At 71.3% G+C, this 19,923-nt stretch carries 21 protein-coding genes; 9 read left to right on the forward strand and 12 right to left on the reverse strand.

Annotated elements, in window-relative coordinates; translation table 11 throughout:
- Positions 1-477, forward strand: a 477-nt coding sequence (locus A5692_RS25505) for an LLM class flavin-dependent oxidoreductase (protein WP_156766279.1), incomplete at its 5' end; no start/stop codon positions are given.
- Entirely contained in the window at positions 474-1,286 is an 813-nt protein-coding gene (locus A5692_RS25510; protein ID WP_068061700.1) for an enoyl-CoA hydratase/isomerase family protein, read from the forward strand. The genes A5692_RS25505 and A5692_RS25510, both read left to right, overlap by 4 nt.
- Here the strand turns inward: A5692_RS25510 and A5692_RS25515 are convergent.
- Positions 1,240-2,181, reverse strand: coding sequence for an SDR family NAD(P)-dependent oxidoreductase (locus A5692_RS25515; protein ID WP_068061704.1), 942 nt, complete (start codon positions 2,179-2,181; stop codon positions 1,240-1,242). The two genes, A5692_RS25510 and A5692_RS25515, sit on opposite strands and share 47 nt — an antisense overlap.
- On the reverse strand, positions 2,178-2,963 hold the full coding sequence (locus A5692_RS25520) for a DUF2867 domain-containing protein (protein WP_068061706.1): 786 nt from the start codon (positions 2,961-2,963) through the stop codon (positions 2,178-2,180). The genes A5692_RS25515 and A5692_RS25520 overlap by 4 nt, the downstream gene beginning before the upstream one ends.
- Before the next feature lie 21 nt (positions 2,964-2,984).
- On the opposite strand from A5692_RS25520, the gene A5692_RS25525 reads away from it, so the two are divergent.
- Entirely contained in the window at positions 2,985-3,581 is a 597-nt protein-coding gene (locus A5692_RS25525; RefSeq protein ID WP_068061709.1) for a TetR/AcrR family transcriptional regulator, read from the forward strand.
- Here the strand turns inward: A5692_RS25525 and A5692_RS25530 are convergent.
- The 4 genes from A5692_RS25530 to glp form a co-directional block, all read right to left on the reverse strand.
- Positions 3,555-5,732 carry an AAA family ATPase gene (locus tag A5692_RS25530; protein WP_068061713.1) on the reverse strand — a complete coding sequence of 726 codons (2,178 nt, stop codon included), beginning with the start codon at positions 5,730-5,732 and terminating at the stop codon, positions 3,555-3,557. The genes A5692_RS25525 and A5692_RS25530 overlap by 27 nt on opposite strands.
- Positions 5,729-6,592, reverse strand: a complete 864-nt coding sequence (gene pssA, locus A5692_RS25535; RefSeq protein WP_068061716.1) for a CDP-diacylglycerol--serine O-phosphatidyltransferase — start codon at positions 6,590-6,592, stop codon at positions 5,729-5,731. Before pssA ends, A5692_RS25530 begins: the two co-directional genes overlap by 4 nt.
- Positions 6,589-7,311 carry a phosphatidylserine decarboxylase gene (locus A5692_RS25540; RefSeq protein WP_068061719.1) on the reverse strand — a complete coding sequence of 241 codons (723 nt, stop codon included), beginning with the start codon at positions 7,309-7,311 and terminating at the stop codon, positions 6,589-6,591. The genes pssA and A5692_RS25540 overlap by 4 nt, the downstream gene beginning before the upstream one ends.
- 129 nt (positions 7,312-7,440) lie before the next feature.
- Positions 7,441-8,646 (reverse strand): gephyrin-like molybdotransferase Glp, encoded by a 1,206-nt coding sequence (glp, locus tag A5692_RS25545; RefSeq protein WP_068061722.1) that lies wholly within the window; start codon positions 8,644-8,646, stop codon positions 7,441-7,443.
- Between the two features lie 73 nt (positions 8,647-8,719).
- Here glp and A5692_RS25550 point away from each other — a divergent pair, with 73 nt between their 5' ends.
- Positions 8,720-9,193, forward strand: coding sequence for a VOC family protein (locus tag A5692_RS25550; protein WP_068061727.1), 474 nt, complete (start codon positions 8,720-8,722; stop codon positions 9,191-9,193).
- Positions 9,194-10,636 (forward strand): NAD(P)/FAD-dependent oxidoreductase, encoded by a 1,443-nt coding sequence (locus A5692_RS25555; protein WP_068061737.1) that lies wholly within the window; start codon positions 9,194-9,196, stop codon positions 10,634-10,636.
- 155 nt (positions 10,637-10,791) lie between these two features.
- Here the strand turns inward: A5692_RS25555 and A5692_RS25560 are convergent, their stop codons facing one another.
- Positions 10,792-11,286 carry a cupin domain-containing protein gene (locus A5692_RS25560; protein ID WP_068061744.1) on the reverse strand — a complete coding sequence of 165 codons (495 nt, stop codon included), beginning with the start codon at positions 11,284-11,286 and terminating at the stop codon, positions 10,792-10,794.
- Between the two features lie 30 nt (positions 11,287-11,316).
- Between A5692_RS25560 and A5692_RS25565 the strand changes: the two genes are divergently transcribed.
- A complete protein-coding gene (locus A5692_RS25565; RefSeq protein WP_068061750.1) occupies positions 11,317-12,012 on the forward strand; it encodes a M24 family metallopeptidase in 696 nt (231 codons plus the stop codon).
- Positions 12,013-12,171: 159 nt separating this feature from the next.
- Here A5692_RS25565 and A5692_RS25570 read toward each other — a convergent pair whose 3' ends face one another.
- The gene (locus A5692_RS25570) at positions 12,172-13,086 is read right to left on the reverse strand and encodes an SDR family NAD(P)-dependent oxidoreductase (protein ID WP_068061814.1); all 915 of its coding nucleotides are present in this window, start codon (positions 13,084-13,086) and stop codon (positions 12,172-12,174) included.
- Positions 13,087-13,188: 102 nt separating this feature from the next.
- Between A5692_RS25570 and A5692_RS25575 the strand changes: the two genes are divergently transcribed.
- From A5692_RS25575 to A5692_RS25585, 3 genes are all read left to right on the forward strand, one after another.
- Positions 13,189-13,755, forward strand: a complete 567-nt coding sequence (locus tag A5692_RS25575; RefSeq protein WP_068061753.1) for a TetR/AcrR family transcriptional regulator — start codon at positions 13,189-13,191, stop codon at positions 13,753-13,755.
- Between the two features lie 177 nt (positions 13,756-13,932).
- The gene (gene groL / locus A5692_RS25580) at positions 13,933-15,558 is read left to right on the forward strand and encodes a chaperonin GroEL (protein ID WP_068061756.1); all 1,626 of its coding nucleotides are present in this window, start codon (positions 13,933-13,935) and stop codon (positions 15,556-15,558) included.
- Positions 15,559-15,692: 134 nt separating this feature from the next.
- Positions 15,693-16,517 (forward strand): SDR family oxidoreductase, encoded by an 825-nt coding sequence (locus A5692_RS25585; RefSeq protein ID WP_068061757.1) that lies wholly within the window; start codon positions 15,693-15,695, stop codon positions 16,515-16,517.
- On the opposite strand, the gene A5692_RS25590 is transcribed toward A5692_RS25585, so the two are convergent.
- The 4 genes from A5692_RS25590 to A5692_RS25605 are packed head-to-tail and all read right to left on the reverse strand — an operon-like array spanning position 16,506 to position 19,892.
- Positions 16,506-17,066, reverse strand: a complete 561-nt coding sequence (locus A5692_RS25590) for a carboxymuconolactone decarboxylase family protein (protein WP_068061759.1) — start codon at positions 17,064-17,066, stop codon at positions 16,506-16,508. The two genes, A5692_RS25585 and A5692_RS25590, sit on opposite strands and share 12 nt — an antisense overlap.
- Positions 17,067-17,088: 22 nt before the next feature.
- The gene (locus tag A5692_RS25595; RefSeq protein ID WP_068061760.1) at positions 17,089-17,487 is read right to left on the reverse strand and encodes a hypothetical protein; all 399 of its coding nucleotides are present in this window, start codon (positions 17,485-17,487) and stop codon (positions 17,089-17,091) included.
- A 30-nt stretch (positions 17,488-17,517) separates the two neighbouring features.
- Positions 17,518-18,123, reverse strand: a complete 606-nt coding sequence (locus tag A5692_RS25600) for a PPE family protein (protein ID WP_082963079.1) — start codon at positions 18,121-18,123, stop codon at positions 17,518-17,520.
- Positions 18,124-18,161: 38 nt separating this feature from the next.
- The gene (locus tag A5692_RS25605; RefSeq protein ID WP_068061763.1) at positions 18,162-19,892 is read right to left on the reverse strand and encodes an amidohydrolase family protein; all 1,731 of its coding nucleotides are present in this window, start codon (positions 19,890-19,892) and stop codon (positions 18,162-18,164) included.
- Positions 19,893-19,923 lie beyond the last annotated feature (31 nt).

A 19,923-nucleotide genomic window follows, 5' to 3' on the forward strand; every position in this document is an offset into this window, starting at 1 on the left:
TTCAACAGCGCGCGCCACTTCGCCGAGCGCACCATCCCGGCGGTCGCCGATGGGCTGCGCCGCGCGGGCCGGACCTGGAACGGATTCCAGATCATCGCCCAGGCGATGGTCGCCGTCGGCCGCGACGAGGCCGACCTCACGGCCGCGATCGACGGTGTGGCGGCGCTGATTTCGTTCTACGGCTCCACCCCGGCCTACCTGCCCGTGCTGGAGGCCGAGGGATGGGCCGACATCCACCCCGAGCTGAACGCCCTGTCCAAGCAGGGCCGGTTCGCCGACATGCGCCGCCTGATCGGCGACGACGTGGTGGCGCGGATCGGGATCGTGGGCAACCCCGAGGAATGCGCGCAGCAGATCGCCGCCCGGTTCTCCGAGCACGCCACGGAGGTGTGCTGCTACTTCCCGGGCTACACGCCGCGCGCCGCGGACATCGCCGACCTGATCGGTGCCCTGCACCGGACACCGGTCCTGCGATGAGCCCCGACGTGACGGTCGACGTCGACGCGGGCGTGGCGGTGCTCACGCTCAATCGGCCCCAGCGGCTCAACGCCTACACCGCCGACATGGGCGCGCTGCTGAGCCGGGCGTACTACGACTGCGACGGCGACGACGACGTCCGGGCCATCGTCGTGACCGGGGCGGGCGACGCCTTCTGCGCCGGGGCTGACTTCTCCGGCGACGCCGAGCCGTTCGGAACCCCGGCCGACGGGTTCTCGGCGTCACCGATCACCCCCGCCGCGTTCGAGCTGCGCAAGCCGGTGATCGCGGCCGTCAACGGACACGCGATCGGCATCGGGCTGACCATCGCCTTGCAGGCGGACCTGCGCATCGTCGCCGAGGACGCCAAATACGGTGTGGTGCAGGTGCGCCGCGGCGTGCTGCCCGACTGCATGTCGCACTGGACGTTGGCGCACCTGACGACGCTGGGGGTGGCCGCGGACATCCTGCTGACCGGGCGGACCTTCGGCGGGGCCGAGGCGGTGGCGCTCGGCATCGCCAACCGCGCGCTGCCGGCCGACCAGGTGCTCGACCACGCGGTCGAGCTGGCCCGCGACATCGCGGTCAACGTCGCGCCGATGTCGGCGGCGCTGTGCAAGCGCCTGCTATGGGACACCGCGATCAACCACTACAGCCCGCGGCAGGTCGCCGCGCTGGAAACCCGGCTGCACCATCGCGTGATGGGCGGCGCCGACGCGCGCGAGGGGATGGCCGCGTTTCTCGAACGAAGGCCCCCGACTTTTACGTCGCGGCTGTCCCGCGAGTGGACCCCGCTGCCCGAGCCGTGAACTCCTCGGAGAGCTCCCACCACCGCTCCGCGCGCCGCTCGTCGCGGGCGTAGGGCGCCGCGTTGTCGCTGACCCCACAGTCTTCGAGATACAGCCCACCGCGGCCGGCCAGCTCCGGGCTGACGGCCGCCCACACCTGGGTGGCCGCGCCGCGGTCGGGCGTGGTGACGTCCAGCCGCTCGCCCGTCGGTTTGCGCAGCCGCGCGAAGTCCTCGCGGGACATGTGCCGCGCAAGCGACGTGGCCACGGTGCCGGGATGCACGGCATACGCGCGAATTCCCTTGTCGCGCAGGCAGCGATCGGCCGCAACGGTGTGCAGGATGTTCGCCGTCTTCGACGCGCCGTAGGCGGCGAACTTGTCGTACCCGCGACGCTCCCAGTGCGGATCGTCGAAGTCCACGTCGCCCAGCACGTGGCCCGCGGACGACAGGTTGACGATCCGGGCCTGACCGCGAGCCCGTCCGGCGGCGGCGAGCTGCGGAACCAGGAGCCGGGTCAGCTCGAAATGCCCGAAATGGTTGGTACCCATCTGCATCTCGAAGCCATCGCTCGTCCTGGCGAACGGCGTGAACATCACCCCGGCGTTGTTCATCAGGACGTCGATGGCCGGGGCGATGTCGCGGATCGCGCCCGCCGCCGCCCGCACGCCGGCCAACGCGGTCAGGTCGAGTTCGACTGTCGAGGCCCGCGCGCCCGGCACTTCCGCGGCGATCCACCGGGACGCCTCCGCCAACGCCGCCGGATTGCGGGCGGCCAGGACGACGTGCGCGCCCGCGGCGGCCAACGCCCGGGCCGACTCGCGCCCCAGCCCGGACGACGCGCCGGTGATCACGCAGACCTTGCCGGACAGGTCGATTCCGTCGACGACGTCCAGCGCGGTCGGATGCTCGGTCATGCCGGAATACGTTGCCACACCGCCGCCCGCGCCATCAGCCGCGGCGCCACGGCCCGATGCAGCGGGCCGACGACGGCCCAGACCGCGCGGGCCGTGAACCTGTGGCGATAGTGCACGCGGGTGGTGAGGCCGGCGCGCCGATCGTCGTGGCGCCGCAGCGTCAACTCGCCGCGCATCAGGGGCCCGTGGACGGTCAGCGCGAGCTCGTCGCGATCCGAGCGCGCGATCGTCCAGCCGATGATGTGATCGGGCGACGAGACCGGCCCGAGGTCGAACCTCAGCACGTGGCGGTGGATCCACAAGACCACGCGCCCGCCCGGTGCATCGCGCAGGGCGTCGCGGAACGTCTCCTCGGCGGTGCGTGAGTCGCCCTGCGGGAGGGGCACTTCGAAGACGTCGGCATAATCGGCGTGCGCGGCGGCGCGGGCGATGCGTTTCAGCGTCCACCGCGTGACGATGCGGTGACCGCCCGTGCCGATGACGAGCGCTCGGTACGCCTTCCCGTGCACGCCCGGGAAGGCCGCCCAGGTCGCCGCGCGCACCCGCGTGCGCCGCGGCGCCACGTCCTCCAGCTCGAACACCCAGCGGTACACCGCGAACGGGTGCCTGCCCTTGAGCGCGAACCGCTCCGGCGCTCGCGCCTCGTCCAGCACGAAACCGGGCGGCACGGTCGATGGATCGCCGGGGTCCCGGCACAGCACCCCTAACAGCGCCGACCACGTGTCGCCACGATTCGCGTCGACGGTTATGGCATGCTCATCGATATAGGGTAATCGTTCCATATAGAAGGAATGTACTAGATCGTGGCACCTCCGCGGAAGCACGAAACCGATGTGATCCTCGACGCCGCCCGGGCCCTGGTGCTCGACGGCGGACCGCGCGCGGCCAGCGTCGCGGCCATCGCTCAGGCCAGTGGCGCCCCGGCGGGCACGCTCTATCACCGGTTCGGCAACCGCGACGGCATCCTGACGGCGGCGTGGCTGCGCGCGCTGGGCCGGTTCCAGGCGCGGGCGCTGGCCGCCGACGGCCAGACGCCGATGGAAACCGCCACGGCGATGGCCGTGGCTGCCGTCAGCTTCGCGCGTGAGCTGCCCGACGACGCCCGGCTGTTGTTGACGATCCGGCCCGGTGACCTGCTCGATGAGGAACCCGACGCGGAGTTCCGCGAGACGCTGGCTGCGATGAACGCCCCGCTGACCGAGCGAATCGCGGCCCTGGCCCGCGGGCTGTACGGCAACAGCAGGCCCCGGTCGGTCGATGCCGTCGCGCGGGCGGTCGCGGACCTGCCGTACGCGGTGGTCCGGCGCCACGCCCACGACGACCCGATGCCCAAATGGCTGGAACGTGACGTCGCGGCGTCGGTGCGGGCCGTGCTACGGAGCTTTGGCGAAGGCGCGTAGCGCCTGGACCTGCCCGGGATCCAATGAGGGGCGCACGATTTGGCGCGCCGCCACGATGTCGGCGGCCGTCACGTCGGTGGCGTCGATGGAGCGCCGCATCGCCGTCAGCGCCGCCTCCCGCAGCAGCGCCACGCAGTCCGCGGCGCTGTAGCCGTCGAGCCCGGCGGCCACCTCGTCGAGGTCGACGTCGTCGCTCAGCGGGACCGATTTGCCCGCGGTGCGCAGGATTTCACGTCGGGCGGCGGCGTCGGGCGGTTCGACGAATACCCGCCGCTCCAGCCGGCCCGGGCGCAGCAGCGCGGGATCGATCAGGTCCGGCCGGTTGGTGGCGCCCAGCACGACGACGTCGCGCAGCGGGTTGACGCCGTCGAGCTCGGTCAGCAGCGCGGCCACCACCCGATCGGTGACGCCCGAGTCGAAGCTCTGCCCGCGCCGGGGCGCCAGCGCGTCGATCTCGTCGAGGAACACCAGCGCCGGGGCCGAGTCGCGGGCGCGCCGAAACAGTTCGCGCACGGCCTTTTCCGAGCTGCCCACCCACTTGTCCATCAGCTCGGAACCCTTGACGGCGTGCACGGACAGCTGCCCGGTGCTGGCCAGGGCGCGCACGACGAAGGTCTTGCCGCAGCCGGGCGGCCCGTACAGCAGCACCCCGCGGGGCGGTTCGACGCCCAACCGGGCGAAGGTGTCGGGATGCTGCAGGGGCCACAACACGGCCTCGGTGAGCGCCTGCCTGGCCTCGGCCATGTCGCCGACGTCGTTGAGGGTGACGTTGCCGACGGCCACTTCCTCACTGGCCGAACGGGACAGCGGGCGGATGACGGTCAGCGCCCCGAGCAGGTCCTCCTGGTTCAGCTCGGGCGGGCGGCCGTCGGAGCTGGCGCGCGACGCCGCCCGCAGCGCCGCCTCCCGCACCAGCGCCGCCAGGTCGGCGACCACGAAGCCCGGTGTGCGGGAGGCGATCTCAACCAGATCCAGCTCACCGGCGGGAACCGACTTCAGCAGCGACTCCAGCAGCGCCTTGCGGGTGCCGGCGTCGGGCAGGGGCAGGCTCAGCTCCCGGTCGCACAGGTCGGGGGCGCGCAGCCGGGCGTCGAGCTGGTCGGGCCGGGCGGAGGTGGCGATCAGCGCGACACCCTCGGTCGCCACCGCGGTGCGCAGCTCGCCCAGGATCAACGCCGCCACCGGCTCGGGGGCGGCGGGCAGCAGGGCGTCCACATCGGTGATCAGCAGCACGCCGCCGCCGTCGCGGACGGTTCGCGCCGCCGAGCTCACGGTCTTGAGCCGGTCTTCGGCGTTCAGCGCGCCGACCTCCGGCCCGTCCAGCTTCACCAGCCGGCGGCCGTCGCAGACCGCGCGCACCAGCGTCACCTTGCCGACGCCGGCCGGGCCCGACACCAGCACGCCGAGGTTGGCGCCGGCGCCCAGCGTCTTGAGCAGGTGCGGCTCGTCGAGCGCGAGCTTGAGCCATTCGGCGAGCTTGGCGGCCTGCGGCTGCGATCCCTTGAGTTCCTCGACGACGGTCTCCGGGCTCGCGACGTCGACGAACTCCTGCGACGGCCCGGCCGCGGACGGCACACCCGCGCCCCAGGTCACCAGCGAGTTGGGCTGCACGCTGACCGGTCCCGCCGGGTCGACGCCCGTGACGGTCAGCAGCTCCGACGTCCAGCTGATGCCGACTGAGGCGGCCAGCGCGCGGGCGGCGGCCGACGTCGAGAACGGCGGGCCCAGGTCGCGGGGCAGCAGCGACACGGCATCGCCGACGGTCAGCACCTTGCCGAGCAGGGCCTGCCGCAGAGTGACCGGCGAGATGGACTGGCTGGCCAGCGACGAGCCGGACAGCGTCACCGACCGGGCGCCGTAGACGGTGACCGCGCTGACGATCACCGCAGTGCCCTCGCGCAGCCCCGCGTTCGACAGCGTCACGTCATCGAGCAGCACGGTGCCCACCGGGGTGTCCGGGCCGGCCAGGCCCGCCACCGCGGCCGTGGTGCGCGAGCCCGTCAGCGCCACCGCGTCCCACTCCCTAATGCCGAGTGCGGCGACCGCGCTCGGGTGCAGACGGACGACCCCGCGGCGCGAATCCACGGCGGAGGTGTTCAACCGCGCGGTGAGCGTGAGCTGACGGGCCGCATCGTCGGCCGGCCGGCTCATCGCAGGCGCCCACCCGGCTTGTGCAGCCCGAGCCGCGCCATCGACCGGCGGTTCGGTTGTGCCCGGCGGATCGCGCGGCGGGCGGCTCGGCGCTGCTTGGGCTCGTCGGACCACGCCTCGGGGTGGGCGGCCAGCCAGCGCTGGTTGCGGACCGCGAACGGCACGTGGCAGAGGTAGGCGACGATGATGACCCAGATGAGGACGTAGGGCGCCAGCACCGCCGCGGCCGCGCAGATCGCCAGCAGCGCCAGCAGCGGGGCCGCCCAGCTGGGTGGCACCGCCGCGGCGTGCATCTTGCGCATCGGGATCTTGCTGATCATCAGCATCGACGTCCCGGTGATCCAGATGCACAGGAACGTCGTCGAGGTCCACCAGCCCTCGCCGAACTGCAACTTGAGCCCGATCAGCCCAATCATCGACACCGCGCCCGCCGGCGCCGGCATGCCGACGAAGAACTCGTGGGTGTAGGCGGGCTGGCTGCCGTCGGCCTGCAGCGCGTTGTACCGGGCCAGCCGCAGCACCACGCACACCGCGTAGAGCAGGATCGCCACCCAACCGGCCGGTGACTTCGTCAGCATCGTCACATAGATGACGATCGACGGTGTCACCCCGAAGTTCACCGCGTCGGCCAGCGAGTCGATCTCCTCGCCCATGCGCGACTGGGCGTCCAGGAGGCGGGCCACCCGCCCGTCCAGCCCGTCCAGGATGGCGGCCGCGGCGATCAAGGCCATCGCGGCCTTGGGCTGATGCTCGAGGGCGAACCGGATCGCGGTGAGGCCCGCGCAGATGGACAGCACGGTCATCGCGCTGGGCAGGATCTGCAGGTTCACCGACCGCCTGCCGCGCGGCTTGCTGATCATGGCAGTTCGGCCAGCATCGTTTCGCCGGCGATCGCGCGCTGGCCCACTCGGACCAGCGGCTCGGCGCCCGCCGGCAGGTAGGTGTCGAGCCGGGAGCCGAACCGGATCAGGCCGTAGGTGTCTCCGATGGTCAGCTTGTCCCCGACGCGCGCGTCGCAGATGATGCGCCGGGCCAGCAGGCCGGCGACCTGCACCGCCACCACCTCCGCGCCGCTGGGCGTCCGGATCCGCAGGCTGGTGCGCTCGTTCTCGGTGCTCGCCGCGGCCAGATCCGCTGACCCGAACCGGCCGGGCCGGTGCTCCACGGCGATCACCTCGCCGCTCACCGGCGCGCGCTGCACGTGGGCATCGAGCAGCGAAAGGAAGATGCTGACCCGCGGCAGCGGCGCGTCGCCCATGCCGAGTTCGGCGGGCGGGGCGGCGGAGTCGATGACGCAGACCACCCCGTCGGCGGGCGCGACGATCGCGCCCGGCCGGGCCGGCGGCACCCGCGGCGGGTGGCGGAAGAAGCCCGCGCAGGCGGCCGCCGCCAGCAGGCCGGCCCGCCGCACCCACCGGTGCCTGCGGCCGGCCAGCGCCACCGCCAGCCCGCCGGCGATGAACGGGCGGCCGGCCGGGTGAACCGGCGGAATCGCCGAGCGCACCAACCCCAAAGCGTGCTGCGGGCTGAACGTTGGATCCTCGGCGGTGGGGCCGATAGGGCGGGGGCGTCTTGCCACGCGGCCATCTTACGAAAGGCGGAGGCCGGTTGGTTCCGGCCCGCAGGGGGAACGCCCGCCCACGACATGCATGCCAATGACGAGACGGCGCCGCGGCTGCGCCGGGCCAGGACGGCCACCCCCCGGGGGTTAGGTGAGATCCCAGACCTGAAGCTCGGTCCCCTCGGACACCTCCACGACATCCTCGGGGATGTCCAGCAGCGCATTCGCCGACGCCAGCCAGCGGAGGTGATGCGACGCCGGCGGCCCGTAACTGGTGACGGTGCCGGAGTCGCGGTCGAGCACCGCGCGACGGAATTGCCGCTTGCCGCGCGGCGAGGTCAACGACTCGGTGAGCACGGCGATCCGGTGTGGGCGGTCGGGGTCCGGCAGGCCCATGGCGTTGCGCAGCGCGGGCCGGATGAACACCTCGAAGGACACCAGGGCGCTGACCGGGTTGCCCGGCAGCGTGACGATGGTCGCGCCGGCCACCCGGCCGATGCCCTGCGGCATGCCCGGCTGCATCGCCACCTTGACGAACTCGACGCCCTGGTCGCCGGCGCGCCCGAAGGCGTCCTTGACCACCTCGTAGGCGCCCGCGCTCACCCCGCCGCTGGTGATGATCAGGTCGCAGTCGACCGCGTAGCGATCGAGGACCGAGCTGAATTGCGCCACATCGTCTTCCGCGGTCGCCACGGCGACCACCTCGGCGCCGGCGTCGCGGACCGCCCCGGCCAGCATGATCGAGTTGGACTCATAGATCTGACCGGGCCGCAGCGGGCTGCCCGGCGCCACCAGCTCCGACCCGGTGGACATCACCAGCACCCGCTGGCGCGGAAGCACCGGCAGCTCGGCCATGCCCAGCGCCGCGGCCAGGCCCAGCACGGCCGGTGTCACCACCTGGTCCCGTCGCAGCACGGTAGTGCCGGGGGCGACGTCCTCGCCCGCCCGGCGGATGTGCGCGCCGGCCGGGCGCGGCGCGCGGATCGAGACGACCTCCACGCCGCCGTCGGTGTCCTCGACCGGCACGACGGCCGTCGCACCGGCGGGCAGCGGCGCGCCGGTCATGATGCGGTGCGCGGTGTTCGGCTTCAGCGTCAACTCGTCGGTGCGCCCGGCGGGAATGTCCTCGGCGACCTGGAGGACCACCGGGTGCTCGGGTGTGGCGCCGGACGTCTCCTCGGCCCGCACCGCGTACCCGTCCATCGCGGAGTTGTCGAAGACCGGCAGCGCCAGCCGCGCGACCACGTCCTCGGCCAGGACCAGCCCCTGCGCGTCGGCCAGCGCGGCGGTGACCGCCGGCCGGGCCCGGATGAGTTCGGCTACGACACGTTGATGCTCAGTTACCGACCGCACCCGGCCATTATCGGCCGGTCGGATTTCCCAAGCCGACCCGGTGAGGCCGTCGGTCCGACGTAGAGTCGAGAACGTGATTACCGGAGTGGCCCACACCGGGGTGTGCGTTCCGGATTGCGAAGCCGCCGTGGCGTTCTACCGCGACGTGTTGGGCCTGCGTGTGCTCTCGCCGCCGTATGTCATGACCGGTAACGCCATTCGCGACGACATGGGCGAGCTGGTGGCGGATCCCAGCATGAAGGCGGCCATTGTGGGATTCGACGACGACGGCGATCGGGTGCTCGAGGTCATCGAATACCTCGGCGAAGACGGGCGCGCCGGCGGCCGGGCGCTCACCGATCACGGGCTGTCCCACGTCGGGCTGATCTGTGCGGACCTCGACGCCACCCGGGCGGAGCTGGAGCGCAGGGGCGTGCGCTTCCTGGTCAACGGAATCGCGGAGGTCGCCGGGGTTCGCACCACATGGTTCGCCGACCCCTGGGGAGTGGTGTTCATCCTGGTGGAGAAGAGCCGCCCGCGGCGGCCGTACTACGCGCAATGGGCCTGAATGGGTGAGCTGCCGACCGTCGCGATCATCGGCGCGGGCGCCGGCGGCATCGCCATGGGCATCCAGCTGGCCGAGGGCGGCTACCGGTTCACCCTCTTCGACCGGGCCGACGGCTTCGGCGGGACCTGGCGGCACAACACCTTCCCGGGCGCGGCCTGCGACGTCCCGTCGCACCTGTATTCGTATTCCTTCGCGCCCAACCCGCGGTGGAGCAAGACCTACGCCAACCAGCCCGAGATCCTGGCCTACCTCGAGAACGTGGCCACCCGGCACGGGCTGGGCGCGCACCTGCGGGCGCACACCGCGATCACCACCGCGCGCTGGTCGGACACCCGGCGCCGCTGGACACTGACCGACGGCGACGGGGCCGAGCACGAGTTCGACGTGGTGGTCAGCGCCGTGGGAATGCTCGACATGCCGCACATCCCGGACATCCCGGCGACGCAGCGGTTCCGGGGCCGCCGCTTCCACTCGGCGCGCTGGGACCACAGCAAGTCGACGGTCGGGGAGCGGGTGGCGTCCATCGGCACCGGCGCCAGCGCGATCCAGTACGTGCCCGCGATCGCCCCGAACACCGCGCACCTGACCGTGTTTCAGCGGACGCCGATCTGGATCGCGCCCCGGTTCGACTTCCCGTTCACCCCCGAGCAGCACGAGCTGTTCGAACGCGACCCGGCCGCGGCGCGCAAGCTGCGCGACGAGGCCTTCGCCGCGTACGAGTCGGCCAGCTTCGACGTCGACGACGCCCAGACGCGGGAGGCGACCGAGCTGGCGCGCAGCTACCTCATGCGCAAGGTCGCCGACCCGGAGCTACGGGCCAAGCTGACGCCGGACTACCCCGCCGGCTGCAAGCGGCCGTTGATGTCACGCGACTGGTACCCCGCGTTCGCGCTGCCCAACGTCTCCCTGGAGACGACCCCGATCACCGAGCTGACCGAGCGCGGAGTGCGCACCGCCGACGGTGTCGAGCACCGCGTCGACACCATCATCTACGGCACCGGGTTCACCGCCGCCGACTACCTGGCCAGCATCGACGTGTACGGAACCGGCGGCCGCCGTCTCGCCGACGTGTGGAGCGACGGCGCCGAGGCCTACCTGGGCACGCTGGTGGCCGGCTACCCGAACTTCTTCACGCTGTACGGCCCCAACACCAACGGCGTCAACTCGATCATCTACATCCACGAGGCTCAGACGACGTTCGTCCGCCGCATCCTCGACGTCATGAACCGTCGCGGCGCGCGCACCGTCGAGGTGGCTCCCGACGCGCAGCGCCGCTACAACGACGAGATCCAGGCCGCCATGACGGGCAAGGTATGGCTGGCGTGCAACAACTACTTCCGGCATCCCAGCGGGAAGGTGGTCACCCAACTGCCTTACAGCGGGCGCACCTTCTTCGAGCGCACTCGCGAGCTGGTCGACGCCGACTACCGCTGGGGCGGGTGACGCCCCCGATCCGCGAGGTGATCTGCATCGGCGATCGCGACCGCTTGACCCGCGCCGCGGCCCGCACCGGTGCGCTCATCGCCATATCGAGTTTTTGCTGAGCCCTGGCCGCTGCCCGTTTCGACAGCTTCGTTGCCTGCACAGCGACACCCTAGCTATTGCACCCAGTAGTTGTCGTGGCGGACGAACCACTCCCGGCGTTCGTCGTCGGTCATGTCGGCCAGCGCCGCGAAGCCTTCGAAGTAGGCCTCCCGCGGGGCGCCAGGGGCGAACAGCATCAGGATCGACGCCGGCTCGTCGGCCCCGTTGCGGAAGCCGTGGACGCCGCCGGGCGGCACATAGAGGAAGTCGCCCTGCCGGCCGTCGGCCCACTGGGTGCCGTCGTAGAGCTTCATCGTCCCGGACAACACGAAGAACGCCTCGGACATCGCCCGGTGAAAGTGCGGCCCCGGCCCGCCGCCGCCCGCGGGGATGTCGACCCGGTAGAGCCCGTAGTCGCCGTCGGTGTCTCGCTGGTTGGCCAGGTAGTGGTACTTGACGCCCCCGGTTTCATAGTCGGGCGGCGAGTCGGCCCGCTTGAGCCAGGCGCTGACCTCGGGCTGGTCGGCGGTGTAGCGGGGCGGGGGATAGGGCGGCACGACGAGGGACATCTGCCCAGCCTGCCAGTTAGCATCGCCGGTGTGCAGGGGGCGGACGAACAGACGCGGGTGGCACGGCTGCTGGACGCCCAGGCCGGGGCCGAGCGGCTGTTCGACGAGATCGAGCGCCGCGCCATGATCCGCCCCGGCGTCTCCGAGCGCCAGCTGTCCGACGAGATCAACCACCTGGCCGCGCGCATGTTCGGGGTCACCGGGCACTGGCATCGGCGCATCGTCCGGGCCGGCGAGAACACGCTGCAGCCCTTCAACGAGCGCCCGCCGGACCGGGTGGTCGCCGACGACGACGTCGTCTTCCTCGACCTGGGGCCGATCTTTGCCGAGTGGGAGGCGGACTTCGGCCGCACCTTCGTGCTCGGCGATGACCCGGACAAGGCGGCCCTCCGCGATGCGCTGCCCCGGGTGTGGCAGGCCGGCCGCGAGTACTTCGACCGGCGCCCCGACGTCACCGGCGCCGAGCTGTACGACTTCGTCGTCGGCGTCGCGCACTCCGAGGGTTTCGAGTTCGCCAGCTCGATCGCCGGCCATCTGGTCGGGGAGTTCCCGCACCGCAAGATCGCAGGCCCCGGCGTCGAGTGGTACATCGCCCCGGGGTCGGACAAGCCGATGCGGCGCACGGACCCGGCCGGCCGCATCTGCCACTGGATCCTGGAGATCCACCTGGCCGACCGGGCCCGCGGCTTCGGCGGTTTCTACGAGCAGCTGCTCGACCTGCCTTAGTGCCGATCGCAAGCGCGGCGCATGCGCCGGGCGCAGCGGGTCGGCACCTGCCCTTAGTGCCGATCGCAAGCGCGGCGCATGCGCCGGGCGCAGCGGGTCGGCACCATCTGCCCTAGTGCCGATCGCAAGCGCCGGGCGCAGCGGGTCGGCACCATTGGCTCAGTCGGTGGGATACACCACCCCGGTGAGCTGCTCGGAGACCTCCCACAGCCGCCGCTGCAGCGCGGCGTCGTGGGACTTCTCGCTCGACCCCACCAGCTTGGGGTAACCGCGCACCTCGCCGAACCCGTCCGGGCCGTAATACTGGCCGCCGAGCACACCCGGGTCGGTCGCGGCCCGCAGCGTCGGAAGGGCGCCCATCGCCGCGTCCTGAGCGATCACCGAGAAGAACACGTTCACGAGCGGCCGGAACGCAGTGGGCGTGTAGCGGCCCAGTTCGGTGTTCGACCCGCCGGGGTGCGCGGCGGCGGCGATCGTCGTGCCGTGGGGGGCGAGCCGGCGCTGCAGCTCGTAGGTGAACAGCAGGTTGGCCAGCTTGGCCTGCCCGTAGGCTGCCACCCGGTTGTAGGAGCGCTCCCACTGCAGGTCGTCGAAATGGATGTCGGCGAGGATGCGGTGGCCCATGCTGCTCACCGTCACGACCCGCGAACCGGCGACCGGCAGCAGCCGCTCCAGCAGCAGGCCGGTGAGCGCGAAGTGGCCCAGGTGGTTGGTGCCGAACTGCATCTCGAAGCCGTCTTTGGTGGTTTCCTTCGGCGTGTACATGACGCCGGCGTTGTTGATCAGCAGGTCGATGTGGTCGTAGTCGGACTTGAGCTGTTGGGCCGCCGCGCGGACGGAGTCCAGCGACGTCAGGTCGAGCTCCTGCAGCGCCACGTCGGCGCCGGGGCTCTGGGCGGCGATCCGGGCGGCGGCGTCCTTGCCCTTGTCCATGTTGCGCACCGCCAGCACGACGCGGGCGCCGTGGTCGGCCAGCGCGGCGGCGGTCTCGTAGCCGAGGCCGGTGTTAGCCCCGGTGATGACGGCGACGCGGCCGGCCTGGTCGGGGATGTCCGCTGTGGTCCATTTGGCCATCGGAAGCTCCTTCAACTTATAGACTAAACGGGGCGGGCGCTCCGGTTGATCTCCAACTATATGGAACGTGCGCCCCGCTTTCAACGCCTAGGTGGTGAACAGATGGCGCAGCCCGCACGACCGTTGCGCGCCGACGCGGCGCGCAACCGCGCCCGCGTGCTGGATGTGGCCTACGAGACCTTCGCGGCCGAGGGCCTGTCCGTGCCGATCGACGAGATCGCCCGGCGCGCGGGAGTCGGCGCCGGCACCGTCTATCGGCACTTCCCCACGAAGGAGGCGCTGTTCACCGCGGTCATCGAGGACCGCATGCGGAGCATGGTCGACGACGGGCGCGCCCTGTTGGAGTCCGAGGGGCCGGGGGAGGCGCTGTTCGCGTTCCTGCGCTCGCTGGTGCTGCAGTGGGGGGCCGCGGACCGCGGCCTGGTCGACGCGCTGGCGGGGTACGGAATCGACATCGCCTGCGCCGCGCCCGAGGCGGAGGACGCCTTCAAGGCCATGCTCGGCGAGCTGCTGCGCGCCGCGCAGGAAGCGGGCACCGCGCGGCGGGACGTCGACATGCAAGACGTGAAGGCGATCCTCGTCGGCTGCCAGGCGATGCAGACCTACGACCCGGTATTGGCCGAGCGGGCGACCGGTGTCGTCATCGACGGTTTACGCGTGCAGCGATAGGACCCGGCTGTTCTTGCACTCGACATAGGCGAGTGCTAAGAATGACTTTGGCACTCGCGACCAGTGAGTGCTAGGTCGGGACGGTGAGACCGAAGCCGAACACAGCTGCGGTCGTCCGTCGCGGGCACTGCGTCCGGCCAAAGACGTGTAACCCCCAACCGGAGGATTCACTTCGCAATGTCCAAGATCATTGCTTATGACGAAGAGGCCCGTCGTGGCCTCGAGCGGGGGCTCAACGCCCTCGCCGACGCGGTAAAGGTGACGTTGGGTCCCAAGGGCCGCAACGTCGTCCTGGAGAAGAAGTGGGGCGCCCCCACGATCACCAACGATGGTGTGTCCATCGCCAAGGAGATCGAGCTGGAGGACCCGTACGAGAAGATCGGCGCCGAGCTGGTCAAGGAAGTCGCCAAGAAGACCGACGACGTCGCCGGTGACGGCACGACGACGGCCACGGTGCTGGCCCAGGCGCTGGTGCGCGAGGGCCTGCGCAACGTCGCGGCGGGCGCCAACCCGCTGGGCCTGAAGCGCGGCATCGAGAAGGCCGTCGAGAAGGTCACCGAGACCCTGCTGAAGTCGGCCAAGGAGGTCGAGACCAAGGACCAGATCGCGGCCACCGCCGCGATTTCCGCGGGCGACCAGTCGATCGGCGACCTGATCGCCGAGGCGATGGACAAGGTCGGCAACGAGGGCGTCATCACCGTTGAGGAGTCCAACACCTTCGGCCTGCAGCTCGAGCTCACCGAGGGCATGCGGTTCGACAAGGGCTACATCTCGGGCTACTTCGTCACCGACGCCGAGCGTCAGGAAGCGGTCCTCGAGGACCCCTACATCCTGCTGGTCAGCTCCAAGGTGTCGACGGTCAAGGACCTGCTCCCGCTGCTGGAGAAGGTCATCCAGGCCGGCAAGCCGCTGCTGATCATCGCCGAGGACGTCGAGGGCGAGGCTCTGAGCACCTTGGTCGTCAACAAGATCCGCGGCACCTTCAAGTCGGTGGCCGTCAAGGCCCCCGGCTTCGGTGACCGCCGCAAGGCGATGCTGCAGGACATGGCGATCCTCACCGGTGGCCAGGTCATCAGCGAGGAGGTCGGCCTGTCGCTGGAGAGCGCCGACGTCGCGCTGCTGGGTAAGGCCCGCAAGGTCGTCGTCACCAAGGACGAGACCACCATCGTCGAGGGTGCCGGTGACACCGACGCCATCGCCGGGCGCGTGGCCCAGATCCGCCAGGAGATCGAGAACAGCGACTCCGACTACGACCGCGAGAAGCTGCAGGAGCGCCTGGCCAAGCTGGCCGGCGGTGTTGCGGTGATCAAGGCCGGCGCCGCCACCGAGGTGGAGCTCAAGGAGCGCAAGCACCGCATCGAGGACGCCGTGCGCAACGCCAAGGCGGCCGTCGAGGAGGGCATCGTCGCCGGTGGTGGCGTGGCCCTGCTGCACGCGTCGCCGTCGCTGGACGAGCTGAAGCTCACCGGTGACGAGGCGACCGGCGCCAACATCGTGCGCGTCGCGCTCGAGGCTCCGCTGAAGCAGATCGCCTTCAACTCCGGGCTGGAGCCCGGCGTTGTGGCCGAGAAGGTCCGCAACTCGCCCGCCGGCACCGGCCTGAACGCCGCCACCGGTGAGTACGAGGACCTGCTCAAGGCCGGCGTTGCCGACCCGGTCAAGGTCACCCGCTCGGCGCTGCAGAACGCGGCGTCCATTGCCGGGCTGTTCCTGACGACCGAGGCCGTCGTCGCCGACAAGCCGGAGAAGGCCGCCGCTCCCGCGGGCGACCCGACCGGTGGCATGGGCGGCATGGACTTCTAAGTCCGAGAGCGCAAAAGCCGCAACGAACGAAAAAGCCCGGTTCCCCTTGGGGGCCGGGCTTTTTCGTGCGCCCACCCGAACGCCCCGCTGGCCGGGCATGCGGCCGCCGGTCGGGCGACTGTAGGGTTCGGCGCATGGCGCTTCCACCCCCCTCACCCACCAGCACCGCCGTGGTCACCGGCGCGTCGTCGGGCATCGGTGCGGACATCGCGCGCGAGTTGGCCGACCGGGGCCACGGCGTCACGCTCGTCGCCCGCCGCGAAGACCGGCTGCGCGAGCTGGCCGAAGAACTGGGGCAAAGCGTGCGCGTCGAAGTGATCGCCTGCGACGTCGCGGACGCGACCGCCCGCGCCGGCCTCCTCGACGAGGTCGACCGCCGCGGGCTGACCACCGACATCCTGGTCAACAACGCCGGCATCGGCACCATCGGCTCGGTGACGAAGACCCGCGTCGACGACGAGATCGCCCAGGTGCGGGTCAACGTCGAGGCGGTGATCGACCTGACCACCCGCGCCGTGCAGCGGATGGTGCCGCGCGGCCGCGGCGCGATCCTCAACGTCGGATCCACCGCGGGATACCACCCCTTCCCGGGGCAAGCCGGCTACGCCGCCACCAAGGCGTTCGTGAAGACCTACACCGAGGGGGTGCGGGGCGAGCTCGCCGGCACCGGTGTCACCGTGGCGCTGCTGTGCCCGGGGCCGGTGCGCACCGAGTTCCTCAAGAACGCGGGCATGGACGAGCGCACATTCGCCGACGCCTTCCCGAAGTTCATGTGGATGCCGTCGCGCGAGGTCGCGCGCACGGGGGTCGACGCGCTCGAGCATGACCGCGGCACGGTAATCGCCGGGCTGCCGAGCCGGCTCTCCACCCGGTTTTTCCAGTTCATGCCGCGACGGGTGCTGCTGCCGCTGTTGAAGAACCAGCACCCGGGCCTCAAGAGGGACCGGTCAGCGCGCTGAGGGCCAGCGCCGCATCCAACCCTCCACGTCGAGCGCGAGCGCGTTGCACAGCGTGCAGATGGTGCGATACCAGCCGACGGCGGTGAGCAATTCGATCCGCTGCTCGTCGTCGAGGAAGCGCCCCAGTGCCGTCCAGGTCGCCTCCGACCACGATCCGGTGCGCTCGAGTTCATCCACCGCGCCGATCAGCATTCGCTCGGCCGGGCTCCACCGCGGATCATCGGCGCCGCCGGTCACCAGCGCGTCGCACTCGTCGTCGCTGACGCCCGCGATCGGACCCCAGAAGGCCGCCTGCCCGCCCCATTCGTACTCGCAACCGACCAGCGCGCAGATGCGCAGGATCGCGATCGTCCGCGTCCGGGCGGGCAAAAGCGCTGCGACATAGAGCGATTCACCGAGCTTGCGCAGCCGGGTGGCCAGCGCCGGGTGACGCTGCAGGCAGCGCACCAGCAGCAGCGGCTCGTAGCTGCGGTCCGGGTGGCCCCAGCTGTTGATTCCGGCGGCATCTTCCTCGCTCCACGGCGGGGCGAGCGGTGCGACGCGGCTCACGGATGAGACTGTACGGCGCGCCCTAGGCCGGCAGGGAGAACACCACGCAGTCGTGCAGGCAGCCCTTGGCGGCCTCGGGCGAGTCGGGGTCGGCGTCGCGGTGCAGCAGCGCGCGGGTGGGCAGCACCTCGAGGCGCACCGCGTCTCCGGCGGGGGTCACCTCGGCGGTGCCGTCGACGATCAGCGAATAGCCGCCGGGCTCGGCCGGCGGCCACAGCAGGGTGACGTCGCGGCGCCGGGCCAGATTCTGCCGGGTGCGGCCGCCGATGAGGCCGACGTCGAGGGTCGCGTCGCGCAGCCGCGGCTCGACCGTCACGGTGTGCACGCGGTAGTCGTCGTCCACGGTGACCAGGTAGGCGTACGGGTAGTCGGGGAGAGCGGCCCCGAGCCGCTCGATGTCCACGCTCTTCTTCGTGCGCATGGTGCTCCAGGATAGGCGCGGGCCGGCCCGCTACAGCGTGCGCGGAACCCGCGCCGCCGGGAGGCCGAACGTGAGCTGGCCGCTGCTGCTGAAGTGGAAACCGAGGTTCTGCAGAACCTGCTGCCAGGGCGCCAACTTCTCCACCGCCGCCGACGCGTCGGCGTGGTAGCCGTACATCGCCGCCACGTCCGACGCCCACATCTGGTCGTAGGCGGCCTCGATGTCGGCGATCGCGGGGGTGTTCTGGCCCAGCCAGTTGGTGGCCGACAACGCGTGGGCGAGTGCGCGATTGGCGGCGACCACCGCAGGTTGCACCGTCGCCGCCAGAGCGCCCTCGAACGCGGCCGCGACGGCGGAGGCCTGGCTGGATACCGCCTGCGCCTGCGCTGCCGCCGCGCTGAGCCAGCTCACGTAGTGCGTGGCGAGGGCCATCATCGCCGCGGACGACGGACCCTGCCAGGACCCGCTGGCGAGATTTGACGTGACCGAAGAAAACGACGAAGCTGACGATGCCAGGTCCTCGGCAAGGCCGTCCCAGGCTTCCGCGGCAGCAAGCAGCGGCCCGGCTCCGGGACCCGAATGGATTCGTGCCGAGTTCACTTCTGGCGGCAACCACGCAAAATGCGGGCTCGTCACCGGCTCAACTTACCCGGGATCTGGCCGTGTTGGTGGCGTTATTGCGCGGCTGCCGGCCTGGGCTGCCGCCCGCGGACCAACTTGCCCGGACGGGCGTCGGTCGGCACGCCGTTCTCCGCAATCACTTCGCCGGCGACGACGGTGGCGACGTACCCGTCGGCGGTCTGGTCCAGGCGCCGCCCGCCGGCCGGCAGGTCGTAGGTGATGACCGGTTTGTGCAGCCGCAACGCGGCGTGATCGATGACGTTGAGGTCGGCCTTGTACCCGACTGCGATGCGGCCCCGGTCGCCCAGCCCGGCGATGCGGGCCGGCGCCGAGGTGAGTTCGCGGACGGCCTCCGGCACGGTGAACCGCCCGCGCTTGCGGTCGCGGGCCCAGTGCGCCAGAAAGTATGTCGAGTAGCTGGCGTCGCAGATCATCCCGTAGTGTGCGCCGCCGTCGCCGAGCCCCAGCACCACGTCGTCGCGGTGCAGCAGCTCCCCGACGGTGTCCAGTGAATTGCCCTGCAGGTTGCTGGTGGCCACCAGCAGCATGGCGCGGCCGTCGTCGTCGAGCAGCCGGTCGTAGGCCTCCTCCATGGGGTCGACGCCGCGGGCCCGGGCCCGCGCCCCGACGCTGGTCGACGGGTCCGGCTCGTAGTCCGGGTTGTCGCCCAGCGGGAAGATCCAGTCCCACATCTGCGCGACGTACAGGATCGGATGGCCGACGCCGGGCTTGTCGGCCAGGATGCGGGCGCGCACCTCCGGCTTGCGCATCTCGGCGACCCGCTCGGCCAGCGGCAGGTGCGCGATCTCCCGGTAGCTCGGGTAGAGCACGAACGGGTTGGCGGACAGCTGCAGCCCGATGATCAACCCGATCGGGCGCGGCAGCAGCTGCGCGGTGATGTCACCGCCCGCCGCGTTGGCCTTCTCGATCATGGTGATCGCGTCCGGCCAGGTCGGGTCGCCCGCGTTGGCGACGACGAGCGTGAACGTGAGTGGCAGGCCGACGTCCTCGGCCACGTCGAACACCATCTGCAGCACCGGTTCGTAGCCGCCGGCCGGGATGTCCGGCACGAACTGCAACAGGCCGCCACCCCCGTCGACGACACCGCGGGCGATCTCCTCGATCTCCTCGCGCGCGGCGTCGTAACTCGGGATGGGCGAACCGCTTTCCGTCTTGTGGATGGTCAACCGGGACGACGCGAAGCCCAGCGCCCCGACCTCGACCGCCTCCTTGGCCAGCGCCCGCATCTTGGCGAGGTCCTCGGCGGTCGCCGGCTCGCGGTTGGCGCCGCGCTCGCCCATCACGTAGACCCGCAGCGGGGAGTGCGGCAGGTACGCGGCGACGTCGATGTCACGCCGGCCGGCGTCCAGCGCGTCCAGGTATTCGGGGAACGTCTCCCAGGTCCAGGGCAGGCCGTCGGTCATGACGACGCCGGGGATGTCCTCGACGCCGGCCATCACGTCGACGAGCACCTCGTGGTCCTCCTGGCGGCACGGGGCGAAACCCACCCCGCAGTTGCCCATGACCACGGTGGTCACCCCGTGCGCCGACGACGGCGTCAGGCGTTCGGACCAGATGGACTGCCCGTCGTAGTGGGTGTGCAGGTCGACGAAGCCGGGGGTGACCAGCAGCCCGGTGGCGTCGATCTCCCGTTGTGCGCCTTCCCCGTTGACGGCGCCCACCGCGGCGATGACGCCGTCTCGCGCCGCGACGTCGCCGACGAACGGCTCACCGCCCAGCCCGTCCACGATGGTGCCGTTGCGGATGATGAGGTCGTAGGTCATGCAAATAATCTACGACCGCGCCCGCGGGTGG

The sequence above is a fragment of the Mycobacterium sp. E342 genome, from assembly GCF_001667665.1.
GTDB lineage: Bacteria > Actinomycetota > Actinomycetes > Mycobacteriales > Mycobacteriaceae > Mycobacterium.

Bases quoted from the DNA above. Each gene is read 5' to 3' on its own strand.
- A5692_RS25510 (WP_068061700.1), top strand. From the start codon at position 474: ATGAGCCCCGACGTGACGGTCGACGTCGACGCGGGCGTGGCGGTGCTC.
- A5692_RS25515 (WP_068061704.1), bottom strand. From the start codon at position 2,181: ATGACCGAGCATCCGACCGCGCTGGACGTCGTCGACGGAATCGACCTG.
- A5692_RS25520 (WP_068061706.1), bottom strand. From the start codon at position 2,963: ATGGAACGATTACCCTATATCGATGAGCATGCCATAACCGTCGACGCG.
- A5692_RS25530 (WP_068061713.1), bottom strand. From the start codon at position 5,732: ATGAGCCGGCCGGCCGACGATGCGGCCCGTCAGCTCACGCTCACCGCG.
- pssA (WP_068061716.1), bottom strand. From the start codon at position 6,592: ATGATCAGCAAGCCGCGCGGCAGGCGGTCGGTGAACCTGCAGATCCTG.
- A5692_RS25555 (WP_068061737.1), top strand. From the start codon at position 9,194: ATGGGTGAGCTGCCGACCGTCGCGATCATCGGCGCGGGCGCCGGCGGC.
- A5692_RS25560 (WP_068061744.1), bottom strand. From the start codon at position 11,286: ATGTCCCTCGTCGTGCCGCCCTATCCCCCGCCCCGCTACACCGCCGAC.
- A5692_RS25570 (WP_068061814.1), bottom strand. From the start codon at position 13,086: ATGGCCAAATGGACCACAGCGGACATCCCCGACCAGGCCGGCCGCGTC.
- A5692_RS25575 (WP_068061753.1), top strand. From the start codon at position 13,189: ATGGCGCAGCCCGCACGACCGTTGCGCGCCGACGCGGCGCGCAACCGC.
- groL (WP_068061756.1), top strand. From the start codon at position 13,933: ATGTCCAAGATCATTGCTTATGACGAAGAGGCCCGTCGTGGCCTCGAG.
- A5692_RS25585 (WP_068061757.1), top strand. From the start codon at position 15,693: ATGGCGCTTCCACCCCCCTCACCCACCAGCACCGCCGTGGTCACCGGC.
- A5692_RS25595 (WP_068061760.1), bottom strand. From the start codon at position 17,487: ATGCGCACGAAGAAGAGCGTGGACATCGAGCGGCTCGGGGCCGCTCTC.
- A5692_RS25605 (WP_068061763.1), bottom strand. From the start codon at position 19,892: ATGACCTACGACCTCATCATCCGCAACGGCACCATCGTGGACGGGCTG.